The 18,915-nt window shown below is 70.9% G+C and carries 17 protein-coding genes; 6 read left to right on the top strand and 11 right to left on the bottom strand.

Going from position 1 to position 18,915, the window contains the following annotated elements:
• Window positions 1–266 precede the first annotated feature (266 nt).
• Window positions 267–968 (top strand): TetR/AcrR family transcriptional regulator, encoded by a 702-nt coding sequence (locus tag KCH87_RS24465; RefSeq protein ID WP_374199027.1) that lies wholly within the window; start codon window positions 267–269, stop codon window positions 966–968.
• Between the two features lie 47 nt (window positions 969–1,015).
• Here the strand turns inward: KCH87_RS24465 and KCH87_RS24460 are convergent, their stop codons facing one another.
• The gene (locus KCH87_RS24460; RefSeq protein ID WP_210588365.1) at window positions 1,016–1,981 is read right to left on the bottom strand and encodes a YafY family protein; all 966 of its coding nucleotides are present in this window, start codon (window positions 1,979–1,981) and stop codon (window positions 1,016–1,018) included.
• A 62-nt stretch (window positions 1,982–2,043) separates the two neighbouring features.
• On the opposite strand from KCH87_RS24460, the gene KCH87_RS24455 reads away from it, so the two are divergent.
• From KCH87_RS24455 to KCH87_RS24440, 4 genes are all read left to right on the top strand, one after another.
• Complete coding sequence (locus KCH87_RS24455; protein ID WP_210588364.1) at window positions 2,044–3,567, top strand: MFS transporter; 1,524 nt, start codon at window positions 2,044–2,046, stop codon at window positions 3,565–3,567.
• 177 nt (window positions 3,568–3,744) lie between these two features.
• Window positions 3,745–4,506, top strand: coding sequence for a DeoR/GlpR family DNA-binding transcription regulator (locus KCH87_RS24450; RefSeq protein ID WP_210588363.1), 762 nt, complete (start codon window positions 3,745–3,747; stop codon window positions 4,504–4,506).
• Window positions 4,503–5,450, top strand: a complete 948-nt coding sequence (gene pfkB / locus KCH87_RS24445; protein WP_210588362.1) for a 1-phosphofructokinase — start codon at window positions 4,503–4,505, stop codon at window positions 5,448–5,450. Before KCH87_RS24450 ends, pfkB begins: the two co-directional genes overlap by 4 nt.
• Before the next feature lie 271 nt (window positions 5,451–5,721).
• The gene (locus KCH87_RS24440; protein ID WP_210588361.1) at window positions 5,722–7,821 is read left to right on the top strand and encodes a fructose-specific PTS transporter subunit EIIC; all 2,100 of its coding nucleotides are present in this window, start codon (window positions 5,722–5,724) and stop codon (window positions 7,819–7,821) included.
• Between the two features lie 173 nt (window positions 7,822–7,994).
• On the opposite strand, the gene KCH87_RS24435 is transcribed toward KCH87_RS24440, so the two are convergent.
• The 4 genes from KCH87_RS24435 to KCH87_RS24420 all read right to left on the bottom strand — a co-directional run bounded on the left by KCH87_RS24435 (window position 7,995) and on the right by KCH87_RS24420 (window position 12,693).
• The gene (locus KCH87_RS24435) at window positions 7,995–8,741 is read right to left on the bottom strand and encodes a DUF6227 family protein (RefSeq protein WP_210588360.1); all 747 of its coding nucleotides are present in this window, start codon (window positions 8,739–8,741) and stop codon (window positions 7,995–7,997) included.
• A gap of 186 nt (window positions 8,742–8,927) precedes the next feature.
• On the bottom strand, window positions 8,928–10,145 hold the full coding sequence (locus tag KCH87_RS24430; protein ID WP_210588406.1) for an Ig-like domain-containing protein: 1,218 nt from the start codon (window positions 10,143–10,145) through the stop codon (window positions 8,928–8,930).
• 215 nt (window positions 10,146–10,360) lie between these two features.
• Window positions 10,361–11,389, bottom strand: a complete 1,029-nt coding sequence (locus tag KCH87_RS24425) for a P1 family peptidase (RefSeq protein WP_210588359.1) — start codon at window positions 11,387–11,389, stop codon at window positions 10,361–10,363.
• A 62-nt stretch (window positions 11,390–11,451) separates the two neighbouring features.
• The gene (locus tag KCH87_RS24420) at window positions 11,452–12,693 is read right to left on the bottom strand and encodes a low temperature requirement protein A (protein ID WP_210588358.1); all 1,242 of its coding nucleotides are present in this window, start codon (window positions 12,691–12,693) and stop codon (window positions 11,452–11,454) included.
• 139 nt (window positions 12,694–12,832) lie between these two features.
• Here KCH87_RS24420 and KCH87_RS24415 point away from each other — a divergent pair, with 139 nt between their 5' ends.
• Window positions 12,833–13,015 (top strand): hypothetical protein, encoded by a 183-nt coding sequence (locus KCH87_RS24415; protein WP_210588357.1) that lies wholly within the window; start codon window positions 12,833–12,835, stop codon window positions 13,013–13,015.
• A gap of 52 nt (window positions 13,016–13,067) precedes the next feature.
• Here KCH87_RS24415 and mscL read toward each other — a convergent pair whose 3' ends face one another.
• The 6 genes from mscL to KCH87_RS24385 all read right to left on the bottom strand — a co-directional run bounded on the left by mscL (window position 13,068) and on the right by KCH87_RS24385 (window position 18,780).
• Window positions 13,068–13,526, bottom strand: a complete 459-nt coding sequence (gene mscL, locus KCH87_RS24410; protein ID WP_210588356.1) for a large conductance mechanosensitive channel protein MscL — start codon at window positions 13,524–13,526, stop codon at window positions 13,068–13,070.
• Between the two features lie 138 nt (window positions 13,527–13,664).
• Window positions 13,665–14,243, bottom strand: coding sequence for a hypothetical protein (locus tag KCH87_RS24405; protein ID WP_210588355.1), 579 nt, complete (start codon window positions 14,241–14,243; stop codon window positions 13,665–13,667).
• A gap of 153 nt (window positions 14,244–14,396) precedes the next feature.
• Entirely contained in the window at window positions 14,397–15,230 is an 834-nt protein-coding gene (locus tag KCH87_RS24400) for an S-methyl-5'-thioadenosine phosphorylase (protein ID WP_210588354.1), read from the bottom strand.
• 107 nt (window positions 15,231–15,337) lie between these two features.
• On the bottom strand, window positions 15,338–15,655 hold the full coding sequence (locus KCH87_RS24395; protein WP_210588353.1) for an FmdB family zinc ribbon protein: 318 nt from the start codon (window positions 15,653–15,655) through the stop codon (window positions 15,338–15,340).
• A 67-nt stretch (window positions 15,656–15,722) separates the two neighbouring features.
• A complete protein-coding gene (locus tag KCH87_RS24390; RefSeq protein ID WP_210588352.1) occupies window positions 15,723–17,015 on the bottom strand; it encodes an MFS transporter in 1,293 nt (430 codons plus the stop codon).
• Window positions 17,016–17,250: 235 nt separating this feature from the next.
• Complete coding sequence (locus KCH87_RS24385) at window positions 17,251–18,780, bottom strand: potassium/proton antiporter (RefSeq protein ID WP_374199026.1); 1,530 nt, start codon at window positions 18,778–18,780, stop codon at window positions 17,251–17,253.
• Window positions 18,781–18,915 lie beyond the last annotated feature (135 nt).

Genomic DNA, 18,915 nt, shown 5'->3' with positions numbered 1-18,915 from the left:
GCAAACATGGCGGGTAAAGCCGCTTCAACCGTCAGACCCGCGGGAACAAAACCGACGACCCCCCTGAACCACGTCCCGACGCCCTCCCCCCGGCGCCGGGACTCTCCCAGAGCCGGGCTTCCGGTGCCCATCCCCCCGGGCGCCGGAGCCCGGCTCTGCCTCGGCAGCCATATCGGGGCATGCTGGAGGGCAGGCCACCCCGTACCTGAACCACGGGGTGGCCCGCCGAATGGCAGATTGTGTCACATGGGCATAGCCTGCCGACTGTGACCAGTCCCACCCCCGCACCGCACCGAGCCGCGTCCAAGACGTCCTCCGGGCCCCCGTCGATGTCGCTGACCGAGCGACGCAAGGCGGAGACCCGGATGGAGATCGCCAGGGCGGCGGCCGGCCTCTTCGTGAAACGCGGCCTGCGCGCCACGCGCGCAGAGGACATCGCCCAGGCCGCGGGTATCGCTCCGCGCACCTTCTATCGCTACTTCGCGACGAAGGAGGAGGCCGTGGCCCCGCTCTACGCGGCGGGCGCGCAGCGCTGGGCGGAGGCCGTGCGGGAGGCTCCCGCCGAACTGCCGATCACCGAAGCCCTGGAACACGCGGTACGGCACACCCTCACGCCCGGTGCCGGGGTGTCGGCGTCCTCCTGGGAGTGGGTCCGCACCCTGGTGCGCCTGGCCGCGGCGAGCCCTGCCCTGCGGAAGGTGTGGGCCGAGGTCTGCCTGGCGTCCGAGGCGACGATGGCGGAGGTGCTGGCGGAACGGGCCGGGGTGACGGTCGCAGTGGGCGACGACAACGTTGCCGAGGACTCCCCGGCCTCTCTTGAACTGCGCTTCGCCGCCGCCGTCGCCAGTGCCGCGGTACGGGTGGCGGTCGAGTCCTGGGCATCGGGCGAGTCCTCCGCGTCGGGACCTGAGGGGCCGGCCGCGTCGGCGTTGCGGAACCTGGGGTCGGTACGGGGGTTTTGGGGATAGGGCGTACTGGTGAACGGGCGCACGGGCACCGCCTGCCGTAGCCCTGCTCACCCACCGCCCGCCCGACTCAACCGCCCACCCAACTCCCGTACGCACTCCACGAGTTCGGTAGGCCCCTGTACGGCAAAGTCGATCCCGAGCATCGCGATCCGTACCGCCAGCCACTCCACCGGATCACTTGTGGACGCCCGCAGCCGGCACCTGTCCGCGCTCAGCGGCTCGGGCGCGCCGAGCCACGCAGGCACCCGCGCCCCCACGACCTCGGCGGACGCGGCGAACGTGACCATGAACTCGTATGTCTCCTGCTGCCGCCGTATGGACTGCCGCAGATACTCCGCCGCGCTGCCCGTCGGCAGCTCCCGCGGAGCGAACCGCGCGCCCGTCGCGAAGGGCTCGGTCACCCGGTCGACCCGGAACGTACGCCAGTCGGCGCGATCGAGGTCGTAGGCGACGAGGTACCAGCGGCGTCCCGTCGACACCAGGCGATAGGGCTCGGTCACCCGTCGCGACTCGGTGCCGTCCTTCGCCCGGTAGGCGAACCGCAGCCGCTCCTGCCCGGCGACGGTCGAGGCCATCACCGTCAGTGTCTCGGGTGCGATGCTCGCCCCGTCTCCGCTGGTCAGCGGCGTGGTCGCGGCCTGGAGGGTGGAGACGCGGTGCCGCAGCCGCGAGGGCAGCACCTGCTCCAGCTTGGCCAGGGCGCGTACGGAGGCCTCGTCGACGCCCTCGACCGCGTGCCCCGCGCCGGCCCGCAGGCCGACCGCGATCGCCACCGCCTCCTCGTCGTCGAGGACGAGCGGCGGCATCGCCTTGCCCGCGACCAGCCGGTATCCGCCGTCGGACCCCTTGGTCGCCTGTACCGGATAGCCCAGTTCGCGCAGCCGGTCGATGTCCCTGCGGACCGTGCGGCGGGAGACGCCGAGCCGTTCGGAGAGCTCGCCGCCGGGCCACTCGCGGGGCGTCTGGAGGAGGGAGAGGAGCTGGAGGAGCCGGGCCGGAGTGTCCGTCGTCATGAGTTCGAGGATGCCGCAGAACTAGGACATGAACTGACCTAATGCGGTCCTAGCTTGAGGACATGACTTCCACCGAGACATCTGAGACATCTCCGGGCACACCGACTGCCCCGGCGGACCGCCGCCGCTGGTTCGCCCTCGCGATCGTGATGACCGCGGCCTTCATGGACCTCGTCGACGTCACGATCGTCAACATCGCGATTCCGTCGATCCAGCAGGAAGCCGGCGCGTCCTGGAGCCAGATCCAGTGGATAACGGCCGGTTACGCGCTCGCCTTCGCCGCAGGACTGATCACCGGCGGACGGCTCGGCGACATTCACGGCCGCAAGCGGGTGTTCCTCGTCGGTATCGGCGGCTTCACGGTCGCATCCGCGCTGTGCGGCTTCGCCGCGAACCCGGAGATGCTGGTCGCCGCCCGCCTTCTTCAGGGCGCGATGGCGGCGCTGATGGTGCCGCAGGTCCTGTCGATCGTGCACGCCACCTTCCCCGCGCACGAGCGGGGCAAGGTGTTCGGGCTGTTCGGCGCGATCGTGGGTCTCGGTGCCGTCTCCGGTCCGCTGCTGGGCGCGCTGCTGACCGAGTGGAACCTGTTCGGCCTGGAGTGGCGGCCCATCTTCCTGATCAACCTGCCGGTCGGCATCGCGGGCCTGGTCCTCGGCCGTCGCTTCATCACCGAGTCCAGGGCGCCGCGGGCGCTGAAGCTCGACCTCGTCGGGGTCGCCCTGGTGACGTTGGGTCTGCTGATGCTGCTCTACCCGCTGACCCGCGGCCGTGAGCTGGGCTGGCCGCTGTGGGGGTACGTGTCGATGGCGGGCGCGCTCGTCGTGTTCGCGGCGCTGGTGGCGTACGAGAAGCGGAAGACCGTGCGTGACGGGTCCCCGCTGGTCGAGCTGTCCCTGTTCAAGGTGAAGAGCTTCGCGGCCGGCATCGCGGTGCAGACCGTGTTCGGGGTCGGGCTCGGCGTCTTCTTCCTGGTCTGGACGCTGTACATGCAGGCCGGGCTGGGGTGGAGTCCGCTGCGGGCGGGGCTGACGGGCGTGCCGTTCTCGATCGCCGTGTCGACGGCGGCCGGGATGTCGGTGCAGAAGCTGGTCCCGCGCTTCGGGCGCAAGGTGCTCCAGGCGGGCGCGCTGACCATGGCGGCGGGCGTGCTGCTCTACCTGTGGGAGTCCGAGCGGTACGGCCTGACCATCGCCTCCTGGCAGATGGCGCTGCCCCTGATCGTGATGGGCGCGGGCATGGGCCTGATCTTCGCCCCGCTGACGGACGCCGTGCTGTCGGAGGTGCCGCGCGAGCACGCCGGTTCGGCGTCGGGGCTGATCAACACCGTGATGCAGATGGGCAACGCGCTGGGGCTCGGGCTGGTGTCGGTCGTCTTCTTCGGCCGGATCAGCGACCATCTGACGCCGGCTCAGGTGGGCCCGGCCTTCGTGGACGCCTTCCAGTACGCGCTGGGGTGGGTGGCCGCGGTGCTGGGCGTGATCTTCCTGCTGATGTTCGCGCTGCCGAAGCGGCCGGCTCAGCATGTGGAGGGTGCCGAGGGCGAACTCCGGGTGGCCGAGAGGGAACCCGAGCTGGTGTCCTGAAGCGAGGAGCCGCCGAGGAGGGCCCGGTACCTGTTTCCGCAGGTGCCGGGTCCTTCGGGCATGACCGGAAGTCCGTTCATGCCCGAATGAGGTCCGAACCTGTTTACTTTCTGGAAATGCGAGCGTAGCCTCCGAAACGAAACCACAAGTTCGGGCAAGGGTCGGAGGCGAACGGGCATGTACGCACCGGAACGGCAGCAGGAGATCCTCCGGCTCGCTCGTGACGGCGGGCGTGTGGACGTGGTGTCGCTGGCCGAGGAGTTCCAGGTCACGGCCGAGACGATCCGCCGGGACCTGAAGGCTCTGGACCGCGCCGGCCTGCTGCGCCGGGTGCACGGCGGTGCCATCCCGGCCGGACGCCTCGACTTCGAGCCGGACCTCGCCGAGCGCGAGACCACCGCGGCCGACGAGAAGGACAACATCGCCAAGGCGGCCATCGCCGAGCTGCCGACCGAGGGCACGATGATCCTCGACGCCGGTACGACGGTGGCGCGGCTGGCGGCGGCCATCCCGCTGGAGGCCTCCCTCACCGTCGTCACGCACAGCCTGCCGATCGCGGCCCGCCTCGCGGACCACCCGGGCATCCAGCTCCATCTCGTCGGAGGGCGCGTGCGGCACCGTACGCGCGCCGCCGTGGACGCCTGGGCGCTCCGCGCATACGGCGAGATCCGGGCGGATGTCCTCTTTGTGGCGGCCAACGGCTTCTCTGCCGACCATGGCCTGACCACCCCCGACCTCGCCGAGGCAGCGGTCAAGCACGCGGCCCTCGCCGCCGCCCGCCGCGTGGTGCTGCTCGCCGACTCCTCCAAGTACGGCGAGGAGCACTTCGCCCGGTTCGGCGCCCTGAGCGATGTGGACCTGCTGATCACCGACAGCGGGCTGAGCCCTGAAGACGCCACCGCGATCGAGCGCGGTGGCACGGAAGTAGTGCGCGCATGATCCTCACCGTCACCCCCAATCCGTCCCTGGACCGCACGTACGAGGTCCCTTCGCTCGACCGTGGTGAGGTCATCCGGGCCACCGGCGAGCGCATGGACCCCGGCGGCAAGGGCGTGAACGTCTCGCGCGCCGTTGCGGCCGCCGGACGGCGCACGGTGGCGGTTCTGCCTCTGGGTGGTGCGCCGGGCGCGCTCGTCGCCGATCTGCTCGACGCGCAGGGCATCGAGGTCGCGCCGGTCCCGGTCGCCGGAGCCACCCGCTCGAACATCGCGCTCGCGGAGGCGGACGGGGTGCTGACGAAGATCAACGCGCCGGGCCCCGAGCTGTCCGCCGAGGAGCAGGAGCTGCTCCTGAACACGGTGCACCGGCAGTCGAACGACGCCGACTGGATCGCGTGCTGCGGAAGCCTGCCGCGCGGGCTCGCGCCGTCCTGGTACGCGGAAGTGGTCGCGCGGGCGCACGCTGGAGGTGCGCGCATCGCGCTGGACACCTCGGGGCGTGCGCTGCTGGAGGCGCTGCGTGAGCGGCCCGACGTGGTGAAGCCGAACGCCGAGGAGCTCGCGGAGGCCGTCGGGCGTCCGCTGGCGACGGTGGGCGACGCGGTGAAGGCGGCCGAGGAGTTGCGCGAGATGGGCGCCCGCGCCGTGCTCGCGAGCCTGGGCGCGGACGGACAGTTGCTCGTGGACGGCACGGGCGCCTGGTTCGGCAGCGCCCGCGTGGACGCCGTGCGCTCCAACGTGGGTGCCGGTGACTCCTCGCTCGCCGGCTTCCTGATCGCCGGCGGCAGCGGCGCCGAAGCGCTCGCGTCCGCCGTCGCCCACGGCGCGGCCGCCGTCCAGCTGCCCGGCAGCGTGATGCCGACGCCGGGCGACCTGGACCCGGCGGCGGTGACGGTCACGAGGGAGGTCCCGGTGGACCGAGTACTGACGGAGCCGGTGTCATGAACGTACGCACGACGGCCGGCATGGCATCTCCTGCGTCCCGGACAGGGTCTCCCGGGACATACAACGAAGCGGCGCCGAAGCGGCGAGGCGCCCCGTTACTCGCCGCGGCCGACGGCCGGCAGGGCACCACCCTGAGCCGCTCTGCCGACCCGCGGAGGCGGGGTATCCCCTACCTCGCCTCCGCGACCCCAAAAGCCCCCCACCGCACCCCTGTCCCCACCCCTCCCGCCCACCCCACTACCAGGGCGATACGCGAGCGAAGGAGCCCGCGATGAGCGACATGATCACCGCGGACCTGGTCGATCTCGACCTGTCCGCCGATACGAAGGAAGCGGCGGCCCGTGCCCTCGCCGAGCGCATGGTCGCCCTGGGCCGGGTGACCGACCTGGAGGGCTTTCTCGCCGACGTGGCCGCCCGCGAGGCGCAGATGCCGACCGGTCTCGACGGCGGCATCGGCATCCCGCACTGCCGCAGCGAGCACGTCACCGAGCCGACGCTCGGCTTCGGGCGCAGTGCCGCCGGCATCGACTTCGGTGCGGCGGACGGTCCCGCCGACCTGATCTTCCTGATCGCCGCGCCCGCCGGCGCCGACGACGCCCACCTGACGATCCTGTCGTCGCTGGCCCGGCAGCTGATGAACACCGAGTTCACGGACGCGTTGCGGGCGGTGGGCGACGCGGCGGCCGCGGCGGCGCTGATCCGTGGGGACGAGGCGCCGGCGGAGAGCGGCGCCGAGGGCGCGGCCGAGGGCGTGCAGAGCGCTGAGCGCGCCTCCGAAGACACCGCTGCGGCGTCGGGGGCGGCCTCCGCCGACGCCGCAGCGGTCAGCACGGCGCAGGCACCGGAGTCGGGCGACCCGTCCGACTCCGGTGAGCGCCCCTTCCGCATCGTCGCCGTCACCTCCTGCCCCACCGGCATCGCCCACACCTACATGGCGGCCGAGTCGCTGGAGAACGCGGGCCGCGAGGCGGGCGTCGAGGTCGTCGTCGAGCCGCAGGGCTCGGCCGGCTTCACCCGGCTCGACCCGGCGGTCATCGCGGCGGCGGACGGCGTGATCTTCGCGCACGACGTGCCCGTACGGGAGAAGGAGCGGTTCGCCGGGAAGCCGACGGTCGACGTCGGAGTGAAGGCGGGCATCAACCGGCCCGGCGAGCTGATCACCGAGGTGCGCGGCAAGGCGGAGCGGGGTGAGGCGACGGGCGGGTCCGCTCCGACGCCCGTCGAGCGGGCCGGCGACTCCTCCGAGGGCTACGGCACCAAGCTGCGCAAGTGGCTGATGTCCGGCGTCAGTTACATGGTCCCGTTCGTCGCCGCGGGCGGTCTGCTGATCGCCCTCGGCTTCGCGATCGGCGGCTGGGAGGTCAACAAGGCGCCGTCGGTCATGGACCACTTCGCGTGGACCCAGGTGGACAGCTGGGGCGCGCTGCTGTTCCAGATCGGCGGCGTGGCCTTCCAGTTCCTCGTCCCGGTGCTGGCCGGCTACATCGCCTACGGCATGGCCGACCGGCCGGGCCTCGTGCCCGGCTTCGTCGGCGGCGCGATCTCCCTCACCATCAACGCGGGCTTCCTCGGCGGTCTGGCCGCCGGTCTGATCGCCGGTGGCGTGGTGATGGCCATCCAGAAGGTCAAGATCCACCCGGCGGTGCGCGGCATCATGCCGGTCGTGGTGATCCCGCTGATCTCCTCGGCGATCGTCGGCTTCCTGATGTTCGTGGTGATCGGCAAGCCCATCGCCGAGGCCCAGAAGGGCATGACCGACTGGCTGAACGGGCTCTCCGGCGCCAACGCCGTCCTGCTCGGCGCCCTCCTCGGCCTGATGATGTGCTTCGACCTCGGCGGCCCCGTCAACAAGGTCGCGTACACCTTCGCCACGGCGGGCATCGCGGTCGCGAGCCCCAGCGACTCCGCGATGAAGATCATGGCGGCCGTGATGGCGGCCGGTATGGTGCCGCCGCTGGCCATGGCCCTGGCGACGACCGTGCGTGCGAAGCTCTTCACCCCGACCGAGCGCGAGAACGGCAAGGCCGCCTGGGTCCTCGGCGCCTCCTTCATCTCCGAGGGCGCGATCCCGTTCGCCGCGGCCGACCCGCTGCGGGTGATCCCCGCCTCCATGGCGGGCGGCGCGGTCACCGGCGCCCTGTCGATGGCCTTCGACGCCACGCTGCGCGCCCCGCACGGCGGCATCTTCGTGGTCCCGCTGATCGGCAACCCGTTCCTCTTCCTGGTCGCCATCGCGGCGGGCGTGTGTGTCACCACGGCCCTGGTGGTCGTCCTCAAGGGCATGCGTAAGTCGGCCCCGGGCACGGTGAGCGCCGGGACGGCGGGCTCGCCCACGGCACCGGCGGAGGCCAAGCAGCCGGTGGCGGCGTAACGGCGCACACGGCACGGCACGGCAACGGTGCGGTCGGCCGCGGTTCTCTCCGGAGGGCCGCGGCCGACCGCACATCCGCTTGTGGGCGGTGAGCCGACCGCACATCCGCTTGTGGCGCGGTGAGCCGTCCGCCTACGGCAGCCCTGGAGCGCCCCTGCCCCGGTGCCCGGCGGTCAGGAGACCTGTGCCGCCCGCCGCTCCATCGCGTCCCGGGCCGCGTCCTCGGTGACGTAGACCTCGCACATGTGACGCCCGTCGGGCGTCACCGTGTGCTCGACCTCCCAGAGGGAGATCTCCTCGCCGTCGTGCAGCAGGAAGGCGTGCTCGTACAGCGCGTAACCCAGTCCCGCGCGCCCGGCGCGGCACGGGCGTCCGAAAGCCTGCGTGATCTGGTGCGCGCACGCCGTGGTCAGCAGCGCGGCCGTGTCCTCCCCCGGCCGGTCCGGGTTCTCCGCGCGGCGCAGGAGCCGGCGCGCGTGGTCCGCCGAGTCGTCCTGCATATACGCGTGCCGGGGCGCCGGGATCGGTGACAGCTGCACCGTCACGGGGAGTTCGAAGTCCGGCGCGTCCGCGGGCAGCGGCAGCCGGGCGGTGGCGGCGCGCAGTTCCTCCTCGTCGACGTACACCTCGTGCTGCGGGGCGCTGCCCGGTGCGGTGTTGTGGACGAGCTCCCAGAGAGTGAGCGCCGAGCCGTCGGCGAGCAGCCAGGTGTGCCGGTATGTCTCGCGGTGCAGTCCCGCGCTGTGGTGCGCGGAGTGCAGCGAGCTGTCGTGCGCCAGCGCGCAGTCGAGCCGTCGTATCGTCTCGTCGGGCAGCTCGAAGGAGTTCAGGGCACGGCCGAGGAGTCGCGCGAGGTGCTCCTCCGGAGACTCGGGCGACTCGGGTGGTTCGTACGCTGCCGTCTCGTACGGAACGCTCAAGGTTTCTCCCGGCGTTGCTGCATGTCACCTTGTGGGTGCATACCGTAGCCCCTCGGTCGGACATCATGTCCGGGAACCGAGAAAACGTGCGCTCGGAAAACGCGCGGGCCGCGTGGGAAGTTCCCACGCGACCCAATGGTCCGTCAAAACGTGCTGGTGAGAAGAGATTTGCCCGCCGCTCGGCGACTAGGCCGCACTTCCTGCGAGCCACGCGCTCCACGACATGTTCCAGTCGCTGAACCCGTTGTCCGGCGACACCTGCTTGTCGGGGGAGTTCTTGACGATCACCACGTCCCCGACCATCGAGCTGTCGTAGAACGACTTGGCGGGCGTGTCCCCCTGGGCGCCCTTGACGTCCTGAAGGCCGACGCAGCCGTGGCTGGTGCCCTGGTTGCCGAAGGGCGGATTGCCCTTGTTGTACCAGTAGTTGCCGTGGATGAAGGTGCCGGAGGTCGTCAGCCGCATCGCGTTCGGCACGTCCTTGATGTCGTACGCGTTGGCGAGATCGACCGTCCGGCTGTCCATGCGTACCTGCTTGAACTTCTCGGAGATCACCATCTGCCCGTTGTACGTGGAGAACTCCGAGCTGCCCGCCGAGATCGGCACCGACTTGACCGTCCTGCCGTCCCGTACGACCGTCATCGTCTGCGTGTTGACGTCGACGGTGGAGACCTGTGAGCGCCCGATGGTGAAGGTGACGGTCTTCTGCTGCACCCCGTAGACGCCGTTCGCGCCCTCCACGCCGTCCAGGTCGATCTTCATCGTGACCTTGGAACCGGCCTTCCAGTACTCCTGGGGCCTGAAGTCGAGCCGCTGCGTCCCGAACCAGTGCCCGGCCACCTTCTGCCCGCTGCTCGACGTCACCGTGATGTGCGACTGCACGGCCTTCTTGTCGCTGATCACCTTGTCGAAGTTGAACGACACCGGCATCCCGACACCGACCGTCGTCCCGTTGTCCGGGGTGTACGTCCCGATGAAGCTGTTGTCCTTGGAGACGGTGGTGAAGAGGGACTTGGCGGCCACCGCCTTGCCGTCCGCGTCCTTGGCGGTCGCCGCTATCTCGTACTTCGTCCCGCGCTCCAGCTGCTCCGCGGGCTTCCAACTGGCGCCGTCCGCGGATATCTCGCCCGGTACGGCCGTCCCCGCGCCCGCGACCGTCATCTTCACGTCGCTCAGCCTGCCGTCGCTCACCTGTACGCCGGTCGTGTTGATCGACGCGCCGGTCGAGCCGTTCTTCGCCGAGATGACGACCTTCGCGGCGGACGACTTCGGATCGTCCTGGCCGCCCTTGTTGTCGTTGCTGGCGTTGGCGCTGCCGCCGCACCCGGTGAGGGCGAGGGCGCCGACCATGAGGACGGCACAAGCCCCCAGTGCGCGCCGTGCTGCTATGTCCGGCGTTGTCACTAGCTGCTCCAGGTTCATGTGATGTGAGTGATCCGCTCCAGTGCGTGGAGAAAGAGCGGTTCGGCACCCGGTCGGGTTCCCTTCGGCCGCCATGAATGCCATCACGTGACAGAACCGGGACAATCCCGCGCAGCGATCAGGCCCGCACACTCCCGAGCCGTGCCAACTCCTCCCGTATCGACGCCGCCCGGCGCCCGCACAGCCGCCCGCCGCCGTCACCGCCTCCCGTACAACTCCCCGTACGACGGCCACGCCCCGCCCGGTCCGTCCACCGACTCGGCGGCGTGTACGGCACGCACGATGGCCCGCGTCACCAGATCCGCGCCCGCCGCGAGGAGCTCGTTCAGGGCGAGGGGGTGCTCGGCGTCGAGGGCGTGCTCTCCCGTCGCCAGCGTGAAGACCGTGTCCCCGTCGTTGAGCAGATGCACCGGCCGCACGGCACGCGCGATGCCGTCGTGCGCCGTGCCGGCCAGCTTCTGCGCCTGCGCCTTCGACAGCACCGCATCCGTGGCCACCACCGCGAGCGTGGTGTTCAGCGGCGGAGGCGCGTTCTTGGCCGCGATCTCGGCCAGACGCCGACGCGCGGCGTCGTGGACGTGTGCCTCCGGCCAGCTCACCCGCCCCTGGAGCAACTCCCCGTACAGCACGCCCGTTTCCGGATCCGCCACCGAACCCGCCGCGTTCGCGACCACCAGCGCGGCGACCGTGATCCCGGAGTCGAGGACGGTGCTCGCGGTGCCGACGCCGCCCTTCATCGGTCCGACGGTGGCGCCCGTCCCGGCGCCCACGCATCCCTCCGCCACGCGTGCGCCGAGCTCACTCGCCGCAGCCGCCTCGACCGCTGCCCGTCCGGTGGCGGCGTCGGGCCTGGCCCGGAAGTCGCCGCCGCGGCCCAGATCGAAGACGCAGGCGGCAGGCACCACCGGCACGACATGCGCCGGATCCACCCCCACCCGCACCCCGCGTCCCCGCTCCTCCAGCCAGGCCATCACTCCGGACGCCGCATCGAGCCCGTACGCGCTGCCGCCCGTCAGCACGATCGCCTCGACCTTCTGCACGAGGTTGCGCGGATCGAGTGCGTCCGTCTCCTTGGTGCCGGGGCCGCCGCCGCGTACGTCCACGGCGGCGACGGCCCCGCCGTCCGGCGCGAGGACGACCGTGGTGCCGGTGAGCCAACCGTTGTCGGTGCGCGTCGCGTGTCCCACCCGCAGCCCCGCGACGTCTGTCAGAGCATCAACTGTCATGCGCCCAGTGTTGTCCAGTGACGGGCCTCTTCCCATGACCTCCTTGGCCGTTCGGCCGCCCCTTAGGTGATCGGCTCGGTCACCTCCCCCTGTCTGTCCTCCCGGCCCGCCGCGCGAGCCGTCAGTGTCGTCCCGGTCGCCACCGCCAGCGCCGATACGAGGCCGGCCGCGAGCACCGCCCACTCGCCCAGGAAGGTGCAGCAGATCACCAGCAGGGCGGTCGTCGGCAGCACCAGCTGCTGGGCGATGCCCACCTTGAAGTGACGGGAGTGCAGTGCCCAGACGGTGAGCAGGTAGAGCGCCGTCGGCAGGGTCACCGAGGCGGACGCGGCCAGCGTCGAAATGTGCGCCTTGCCCACGGCCTGCTCGACCGCCACCTCCAGACCCGCGCCGATCGCGGCCGCCGAGGCGAAGACCAGGTAGTGGCCGTAACCCCACAGGAACGACTGTCTGTTGGAGCGCAGGTGAGCATGGATCGGCACCACGAAGTAGATCCACCACGCGGCGAAGATGATCAGCAGCCCGCCCGCGGCGATCGGCAGCAGGTCGCTCAGCTCGTCGTTCTCGTCGATACCGGCCTTCATGGCGACCGTGGCCGCGGCGACGGTCTCGCCGAGCACGATGATCGTGAACAGCCCGTACCGCTCGGCGATATGGCGCGGATGCCAAGCCGTGGGGTGGCCCCTCTCCGCGTACGGCGGCACGCACATCTCGAGGATCGCCATCACCAGGAAGAGCCAGGGCCTGGCGTCCTCGGGCAGGACCACCAGCCCCGCCCAGCCGACCAGGCACAGCAGTACGCCGGTGGCGTACCGCAGGGCCATCGTTCTCTCCGGGCCCTCGCTCGACCTGGCCGCCCGCAGCCACTGTGACGCGAGGGCGAGCCGCATGATCACATAGCCCAGCCAGACCGCCAGGAACTCGTGGTCCTCGAACGCCCGGGACACCCCGGCCGCCAGGACCAGCACACCGGCGATCTGGATCAGGGTGACGACCCGGTAGAGGACGTCGTCGTTGTCGTACGCCGAGGCGAACCAGGTGAAGTTCATCCAGGCCCACCAGATGGCGAAGAAGACCATCGCGTAGTTGAGGATCCCCTCGCCCGCGTGTCCCTCGGCGACGGCGTGCACCAGCTGGATTCCCGCCTGGGCGATGGCCACGACGAAACACAGGTCGAAGAAGAGTTCCAGCGGAGTGGCGGCCCGGTGCGCCTCACCACGGCCACGGGCCGTGAGCTTGCGCAGCGGCCGATGGCTTTCGGGCGCGCGGGGAGAGTCCGGCGCGGGAGTCGAACTGGACGTCATGAGTCCAAGCACAGCAGATAACCGGCAGGAATTTCTTGTGAACGCCTTCACAAGCACCCGTGGGCTCGGAAGCCGCTCTCCTTCCGTGCGCAACGGTCCGCCCGGTCCGCCGGCCGCTCCGGCGCCGTACCCTGAAGGCATGAGCACCGCCCCCGAGCCCGAGCAGCACGCCCCGAAGCCCGCGTTGATCTTCGACGACCCGCTGGACCAGCAGTCGTCGGACGACACGGACCGTGGCTGGGGCGAGCGGCCCGGCGCCGACGGCAGCAGCGCGGCCGACCTCAAGCGCTTCCTCGACGAGAAGCCGCCGCACCACCTCTGAGCCCGGCGGCACCAGCAGGCACCCGCCCGCCGGACCTCGCGAACCGTCGCCGCTACTGCTCGTTGTGCCCGGAGCCGCGCTGCGCGACCAGAGCGTCGCGGATCTCCTTGAGCACCTCCAGCTCGGTCACCTCGATGACCTCGTGCGTGCCCTCCTTCGCCTTCCTGCGGGCCTCCAGCCGGGCCAGGTACTTCGCCATCGGCAGGACCATCAGGAAGTAGACGACCGCCGCGGTGATCACAAAGCTCAGGGCCGCGCCGAGGACCGAGCCCCACAGGAGCTGGATGCCCTGATCGCCCTGGCAGTTGTCGCTCAGACAGGAGCTGTAGTTGTCGAGGTTCTTCGTCCCGATCGCTCCGACAAGCGGGTTGATCATCCCCTTCACCACCGCATTGACGATGTTGGTGAAGGCGGCACCGATGACCACCGCAACTGCCAGGTCGACGACGTTCCCGCGCATCAGGAAGGCCTTGAAGCCGTCCCAGATGCTCGGTTCCTTCTTCTCGCTCACCGCGGAGCCTCTCCTCGCACACACAGGTTGTGGAACAAAACGCTCCGCAACCTACGTCAGCCCGAGGCGGCCGTGTCCAATTGGGTAGCTCGTACGAGGGGTTTGACACGAACTCACGCGGAAAGCGGGCCGCTTGACTCAGCACAGCGTCACCGCCAGACGCGCCGTCGCGCTCGCACCGGCGAGACGCGCCGCCGTGGAGCGCGGCACCGAGAGGACGACCAGTGCCCCGCTCTCGGCGGCTCCGTCCACAGGCTCGGGCACCTTCGTCACCCGCGCCCCACGGGCGACCACCCGCGCATCACCGCCCGTCGCGGTCTCCTCGGCGGCGATGACGTCGACCCGGTCGCCGGGCCGTAGCAGCCGGACCGTCTCTCCGTCGGCGATCCGCACCGGCGCCGCCACCGACTCGACGGCGCGGTCCTGTCGTACGGGATCGGGCCGGGCCGCCGACTCCGCGTGAGCCGGGGGACTCCCCTCCGGATGTCCGCGCGCGGGGTCGGGCCCACCGGGGCCGGCCGCCACGAGCGCCGCGGCGGTGACGGCCAGGCCGGCCGCCACGGCCCGCCTCCGGTGCCGTACGAGACGGCGCAGCTGATATCGCCCGCCGCGCACCCGCACGGGGGCGAAGTGCGGCACCTCGCATGTGGCGGGGGCGTCGGTGCCGAGCGGACGCGGCGAAATCGGAGAGGGGGAGGGGAAGGGAGCGAAGGACATGCGGGCCACCACCTGTGACGAGGAATCGGCTTTCCACGCCACGATGAGGCTTCGCGCCGCCGCTCGCTGAGCCCGGTGGGCTACTGGCGGGTTGTGGACAACTCCCTCACCCGAACGGGAAGTTCCGCCCTCCTGAGCGCGATGCCTTCCCCGCTACGGCAGCTCAAACCCGGGGTCCATCCCACCCAGCGCCGTCGTGCACAGACAGTCCCGCTCCTCGGTGGCGGGCAGCGCGGCGACGGCGTCGAACAGCACGCCCCGCAGCCGGTCCACATTGGCCGCGAACACCTGGAGAACCTCGTCGTGCGAGACGCCCTCGCCGGTCTCGGCGCCGGCGTCGAGGTCGGTGACCAGGGTCAACGATGTGTAGCAGAGCTCGAGTTCACGGGCCAGCGCCGCCTCGGGGTGCCCGGTCATACCCACCACGGCCCAGCCCTGCGCCCGGTGCCACAACGATTCGGCACGGGTGGAGAAGCGCGGTCCCTCGACCACGACCAGAGTGCCGCTGTCCATCGCCTCCCAGTCGCGCCCCCGCGCCGCCTTCAGCGCCGCCGCCCGCCCGGTCGGGCAGTAGGGGTCGGCCAGGGACACGTGCACCACGTTCGGCAGGGTGCCGTCGGGCAGCGGAAGCCCGTCGAAGTACGTCCCCACCCGGGACTTCGTACGGTCGACCAGCTGATCCGGCACCAGCAGCGTGCCGGGCCCGTACTCGGGGCGCAGGCCGCCCACCGCGCACGGGCCGAGGACCTGACGCACACCGACCGACCGCAGCGCCCACAGATTGGCCCGGTAGTTGATGCGGTGCGGCGGCAGATGGTGGCCGCGCCCGTGCCGGGGCAGGAAGGCGACCCGCCGCCCGGCGATCTCGCCGAGGAACAGTGAGTCGCTGGGCGCCCCATAGGGGGTGTCCACCTGGATCTCGGTCACGTCGTCGAGGAACGAATAGAAGCCGGAGCCCCCGATTACGCCGATCTCTGCGTTCGCCATGACCAGCACACTAGCTGCCCCCGGCCGGGTGCAGAGAGGGGCCCCGGAAACGCCTGAAACCCTGTCGTCGTACGACGACAGGGTTCCGTGAGCGAGTCTTTCGCGTCCTACGCGGCGGAGCTGCTGCTGGACGAGGTGCCGGTGCTCGACGACTTCGTGTCCGAGGACGACGAGGTGGTCGAGGAAGACGAAGAGTCCGAGGAGGACGTCGCCGACTTCGACGCGGCCGGAGCGCTGCTCGACGAGGAGCCGCGGCTGTCGTTGCGGTAGAAGCCGGAGCCCTTGAAGACGATGCCGACGGCGGAGAACACCTTCTTGAGGCGGCCCTGGCAGTTGGGGCACTCGGTCAGGGCATCGTCGGTGAACTTCTGCACCGCCTCGAGGCCCTCGCCGCACTCGGTGCACTGATACTGGTAGGTCGGCACTGTCTTCCTCCTGGCACTCTCACTCAGTGAGTGCTAACGACGGTCCATAGTGACGTATTCCTCGGGATCAGTCCACTGCCACCGGCATGCGGTGACCGACGCCACGTGCGACGGTACGGCTGCGGGGCCGCGTCGCCAGCCGCGAACGCAGCGCCAGCAGCGTCGCCAGGGCGAGCAGCGTGCCGCCCATCGGCACGAGGAATCCCGCACCGTCCCAGTAGCGGTCCTCCAGCTGTCCGGCAGCCGTGACGGCGGCGGCCTGCCCGAGCGCCACCGCGCCGGTCAGCCAGGTGAAGGCCTCGGTGCGGGCGCCGGCCGGGACCAGGCCCTCGACCAGCGTGTAGCCGGTGATCAGCGCGGGCGCGATGGACATGCCCACGAGCAGGCCGAGGCCCGCGAGGACCAGCACGGAGTGCGCGGCCCACAGTCCGGAGGCCGTCAGCGCGAGTGCGCCGTACGCCACCACGAGGCGACGCTGCGGAGCGACCTTCCAGGCGATCGCGCCGCACACGAGTCCGGAGAGCATGTTGCCCGCGGCGAAGACGCCGTACAGGACGCCGTTCAGGCCGGGTTCGCCGATCGACTCGCTGAACGCGGCCAGCGAGACCTGCATGCCGCCGAAGACGGCGCCGATGCCGAGGAACGTCACGATCAGGACGCGTACTCCGGGGACACGCAGCGCGGAACTGTGCTCCACGCGCGCGTGCCCGCCCACTGTGACGTGGGGCTGCGTGCTCTTCTGGGCGGCGAACAGCAGGCCGCCGATCAGCGTCAGTGACGCCTCGGTCACCAGGCCCGCGGCCGGGTCGACGGCGGTGCACAGGGCGGTCGCCAGCAGGGGGCCGAAGACGAAGGTCAGCTCGTCGGTGACGGACTCGAAGGCCGCCGCGGTCGTCATCAGGGGCGTGCCCTGGAGTTTCACGCCCCAGCGGGCGCGCACCATGGGCCCGATCTGCGGCACGGAGGCGCCCGTGGGCACGGCCGCCGCGAACAGCGCCCACAGGGGTGCGTCCGCGAGCGCGAGCGCCGTCAGGGTCAGGCCCGACACCGTGTGCACCAGCACGCCGGGGATCAGCACGGTGCGCTGTCCGTAGCGGTCCGCGAGACGCCCGCTGTAGGGCGCGAACAGCGCCATGGCGACACCGGTGACCGCGGCGACGGCGCCTGCCGTGCCGTACGAGCCGGTGGTGTGCTGCACGAGCAGCACGATGGAGATGGTGAGCATCGCGAACGGCTGGCGCGCCGCGAAGCCGGGGAGCAGGAACGTCCAGGCGCCGCGGGTGCGCAGCAGCTGTCCGTAGCCCGGGCGGGAGGAGGCCGGCGAGTTCTTCGACGGCTCGGTGGTGACCGTGGATGCCACGGCCCGTGCCTTTCTGCCACCTGGTGGCCCGGCCCCGTCAGCCGGGGGCGGCGCCGAGAGCTGTCCTCTTGCGCGGAACTGCGGTAGATACCGGCGCCCACTGCTTCAGGACGTCGCGGCCGCCATACGGTCGCGCCAGCTCTGCGTCAGGCAGAGTTGGTTCGATCAAAGTGCGCCTTCATAGTACAGGGATCACTGCTCGATGCACCTGTGAAAGCGAGCACCATAGCGGTGTTCACCTGTGATTGCCGCGGCCGTTGGTGCCCAGCCATCCGGCCAGCTTGCCGCCGTGTCCCACGGCCCGCAGCCGCCGCTCCGCCGCGTCCCGGACCGGATCCGTGGCGACCACGAGCAGTTCGTCCCCGCGTCGCAGCACGGTGGTGGGCAAGGGCACGAACGATTTTGCGTCGCGTACGACGAGCGTGACGGCGGCCCCGGCCGGCAGCCGCAGCTCGTTGATCTCCACGCCGTGCATCTTCGACCCCTCGGGGATCGAGAGGGACAGCAGATGCCCGCGCAGCCGCTCCAAAGGCGCCGACTCGATGCCGAGGTCGGCGGCCTCGGCCTCCTCGCCCAGATGCAGCTTGCGGGCCAGCCACGGCAGGGTCGGACCCTGGATCAGGGTGTAGACGACCACGAGGACGAAGACGATGTTGAAGATGCGGCGGCTGCCCTCCACGCCGTTCACCATCGGGATGGTCGCCAGGATGATGGGCACGGCGCCGCGCAGCCCCGCCCAGGACATCAGCGCCTGCTCCTGCCACGGCACCCGGAACGGCGTCAGGCACAGCACGACGCTCAGCGGACGGGCCACCATCGTCAGCACCAGCCCGATGACGAGCGCGGGCCAGATGTCGTCGCCCAGCTCGTGCGGGGTGACCAGGAGGCCGAGCAGGACGAACATGCCGATCTGGGCGATCCAGCCGAGCCCGTCGGCGAAGCCGAGCGTGGCGGGCCAGTGCGGGAGCTTCGCGTTGCCCATGATCATCGCGGCGAGGTACACGCCGAGGAAGCCGCTGCCGTGGGCCATGGCGCCCGCCGCGTACGCGGTGACGGCGATGGCCATGACGGCGATCGGGTAGAGGCCGGAGGCGGGCAGCGCCACATGTCTGAGCCCCCAGGAGCCCAGCCAGCCCACCGCGAGACCGATGGCGGCGCCGATGGCCAGCTCCAGGAGAATCTCGCCCACCAGCACGTACCAGTGCTCGATCGGGCCCGCGGTCGAGAAGGCGACCACCAGGATGACCACGGGGGCGTCGTTGAAGCCCGACTCGGCCTCCAGCGTGCCGGTCACGCGCGCGGGGAGGGGGATTTTCCGCAGCACCGAGAAGACCGCCGCCGCGTCCGTCGACGACACGACCGCCCCGACGATGAGCGCCTGCCGCCACTCCAGCCCGATCAGATAGTGCGCGGCCGCCGCTGTGATCCCGACGCTCGCCGCGGTCCCCGCCAGCGCCAGCGCGGTGGCGGCGGGCAGGGCGGGCTTGACCTCTTTCCACTTCGTGCCGAGACCGCCCTCGGCGAGGATCACGACCAGCGCCGCGTACCCGATCACCTGGGTCAGCTCGGCGTCGTTGAAGTGGATGTCGCCGATGCCGTCCTGGCCCATGAGGACGCCGATGCCCAGGTAAACGAGCAGGCCGGGGAGCCCGCTGCGCGAGGAGATCCGGACCGCTGCGACGGCGACGAGCAGGACGAGCGAGCAGACGAGCAGGAGTTCGTTGAGATCGTGGACTGTCAGCGGCCGTTCCCTTCCCTGGCTCACACACGGCACGCGCGCGTGGGCTCACGTACATCGGACACGAAGTCACAGTGCTCCGCACCCAACTACTTCATTACCTTACCTAACTCTTGACGATTTCTTGACGTTCCGGGGTGCATGATCGAACATCCGTACATC

It is taken from the genome of Streptomyces sp. GESEQ-35 (assembly GCF_017948485.1).
Taxonomy (GTDB): Bacteria; Actinomycetota; Actinomycetes; order Streptomycetales; family Streptomycetaceae; genus Streptomyces.
The sequence above is the reverse complement of the archived record's forward strand: the minus strand, read 5'-3'. Positions and strand labels throughout refer to the sequence as shown.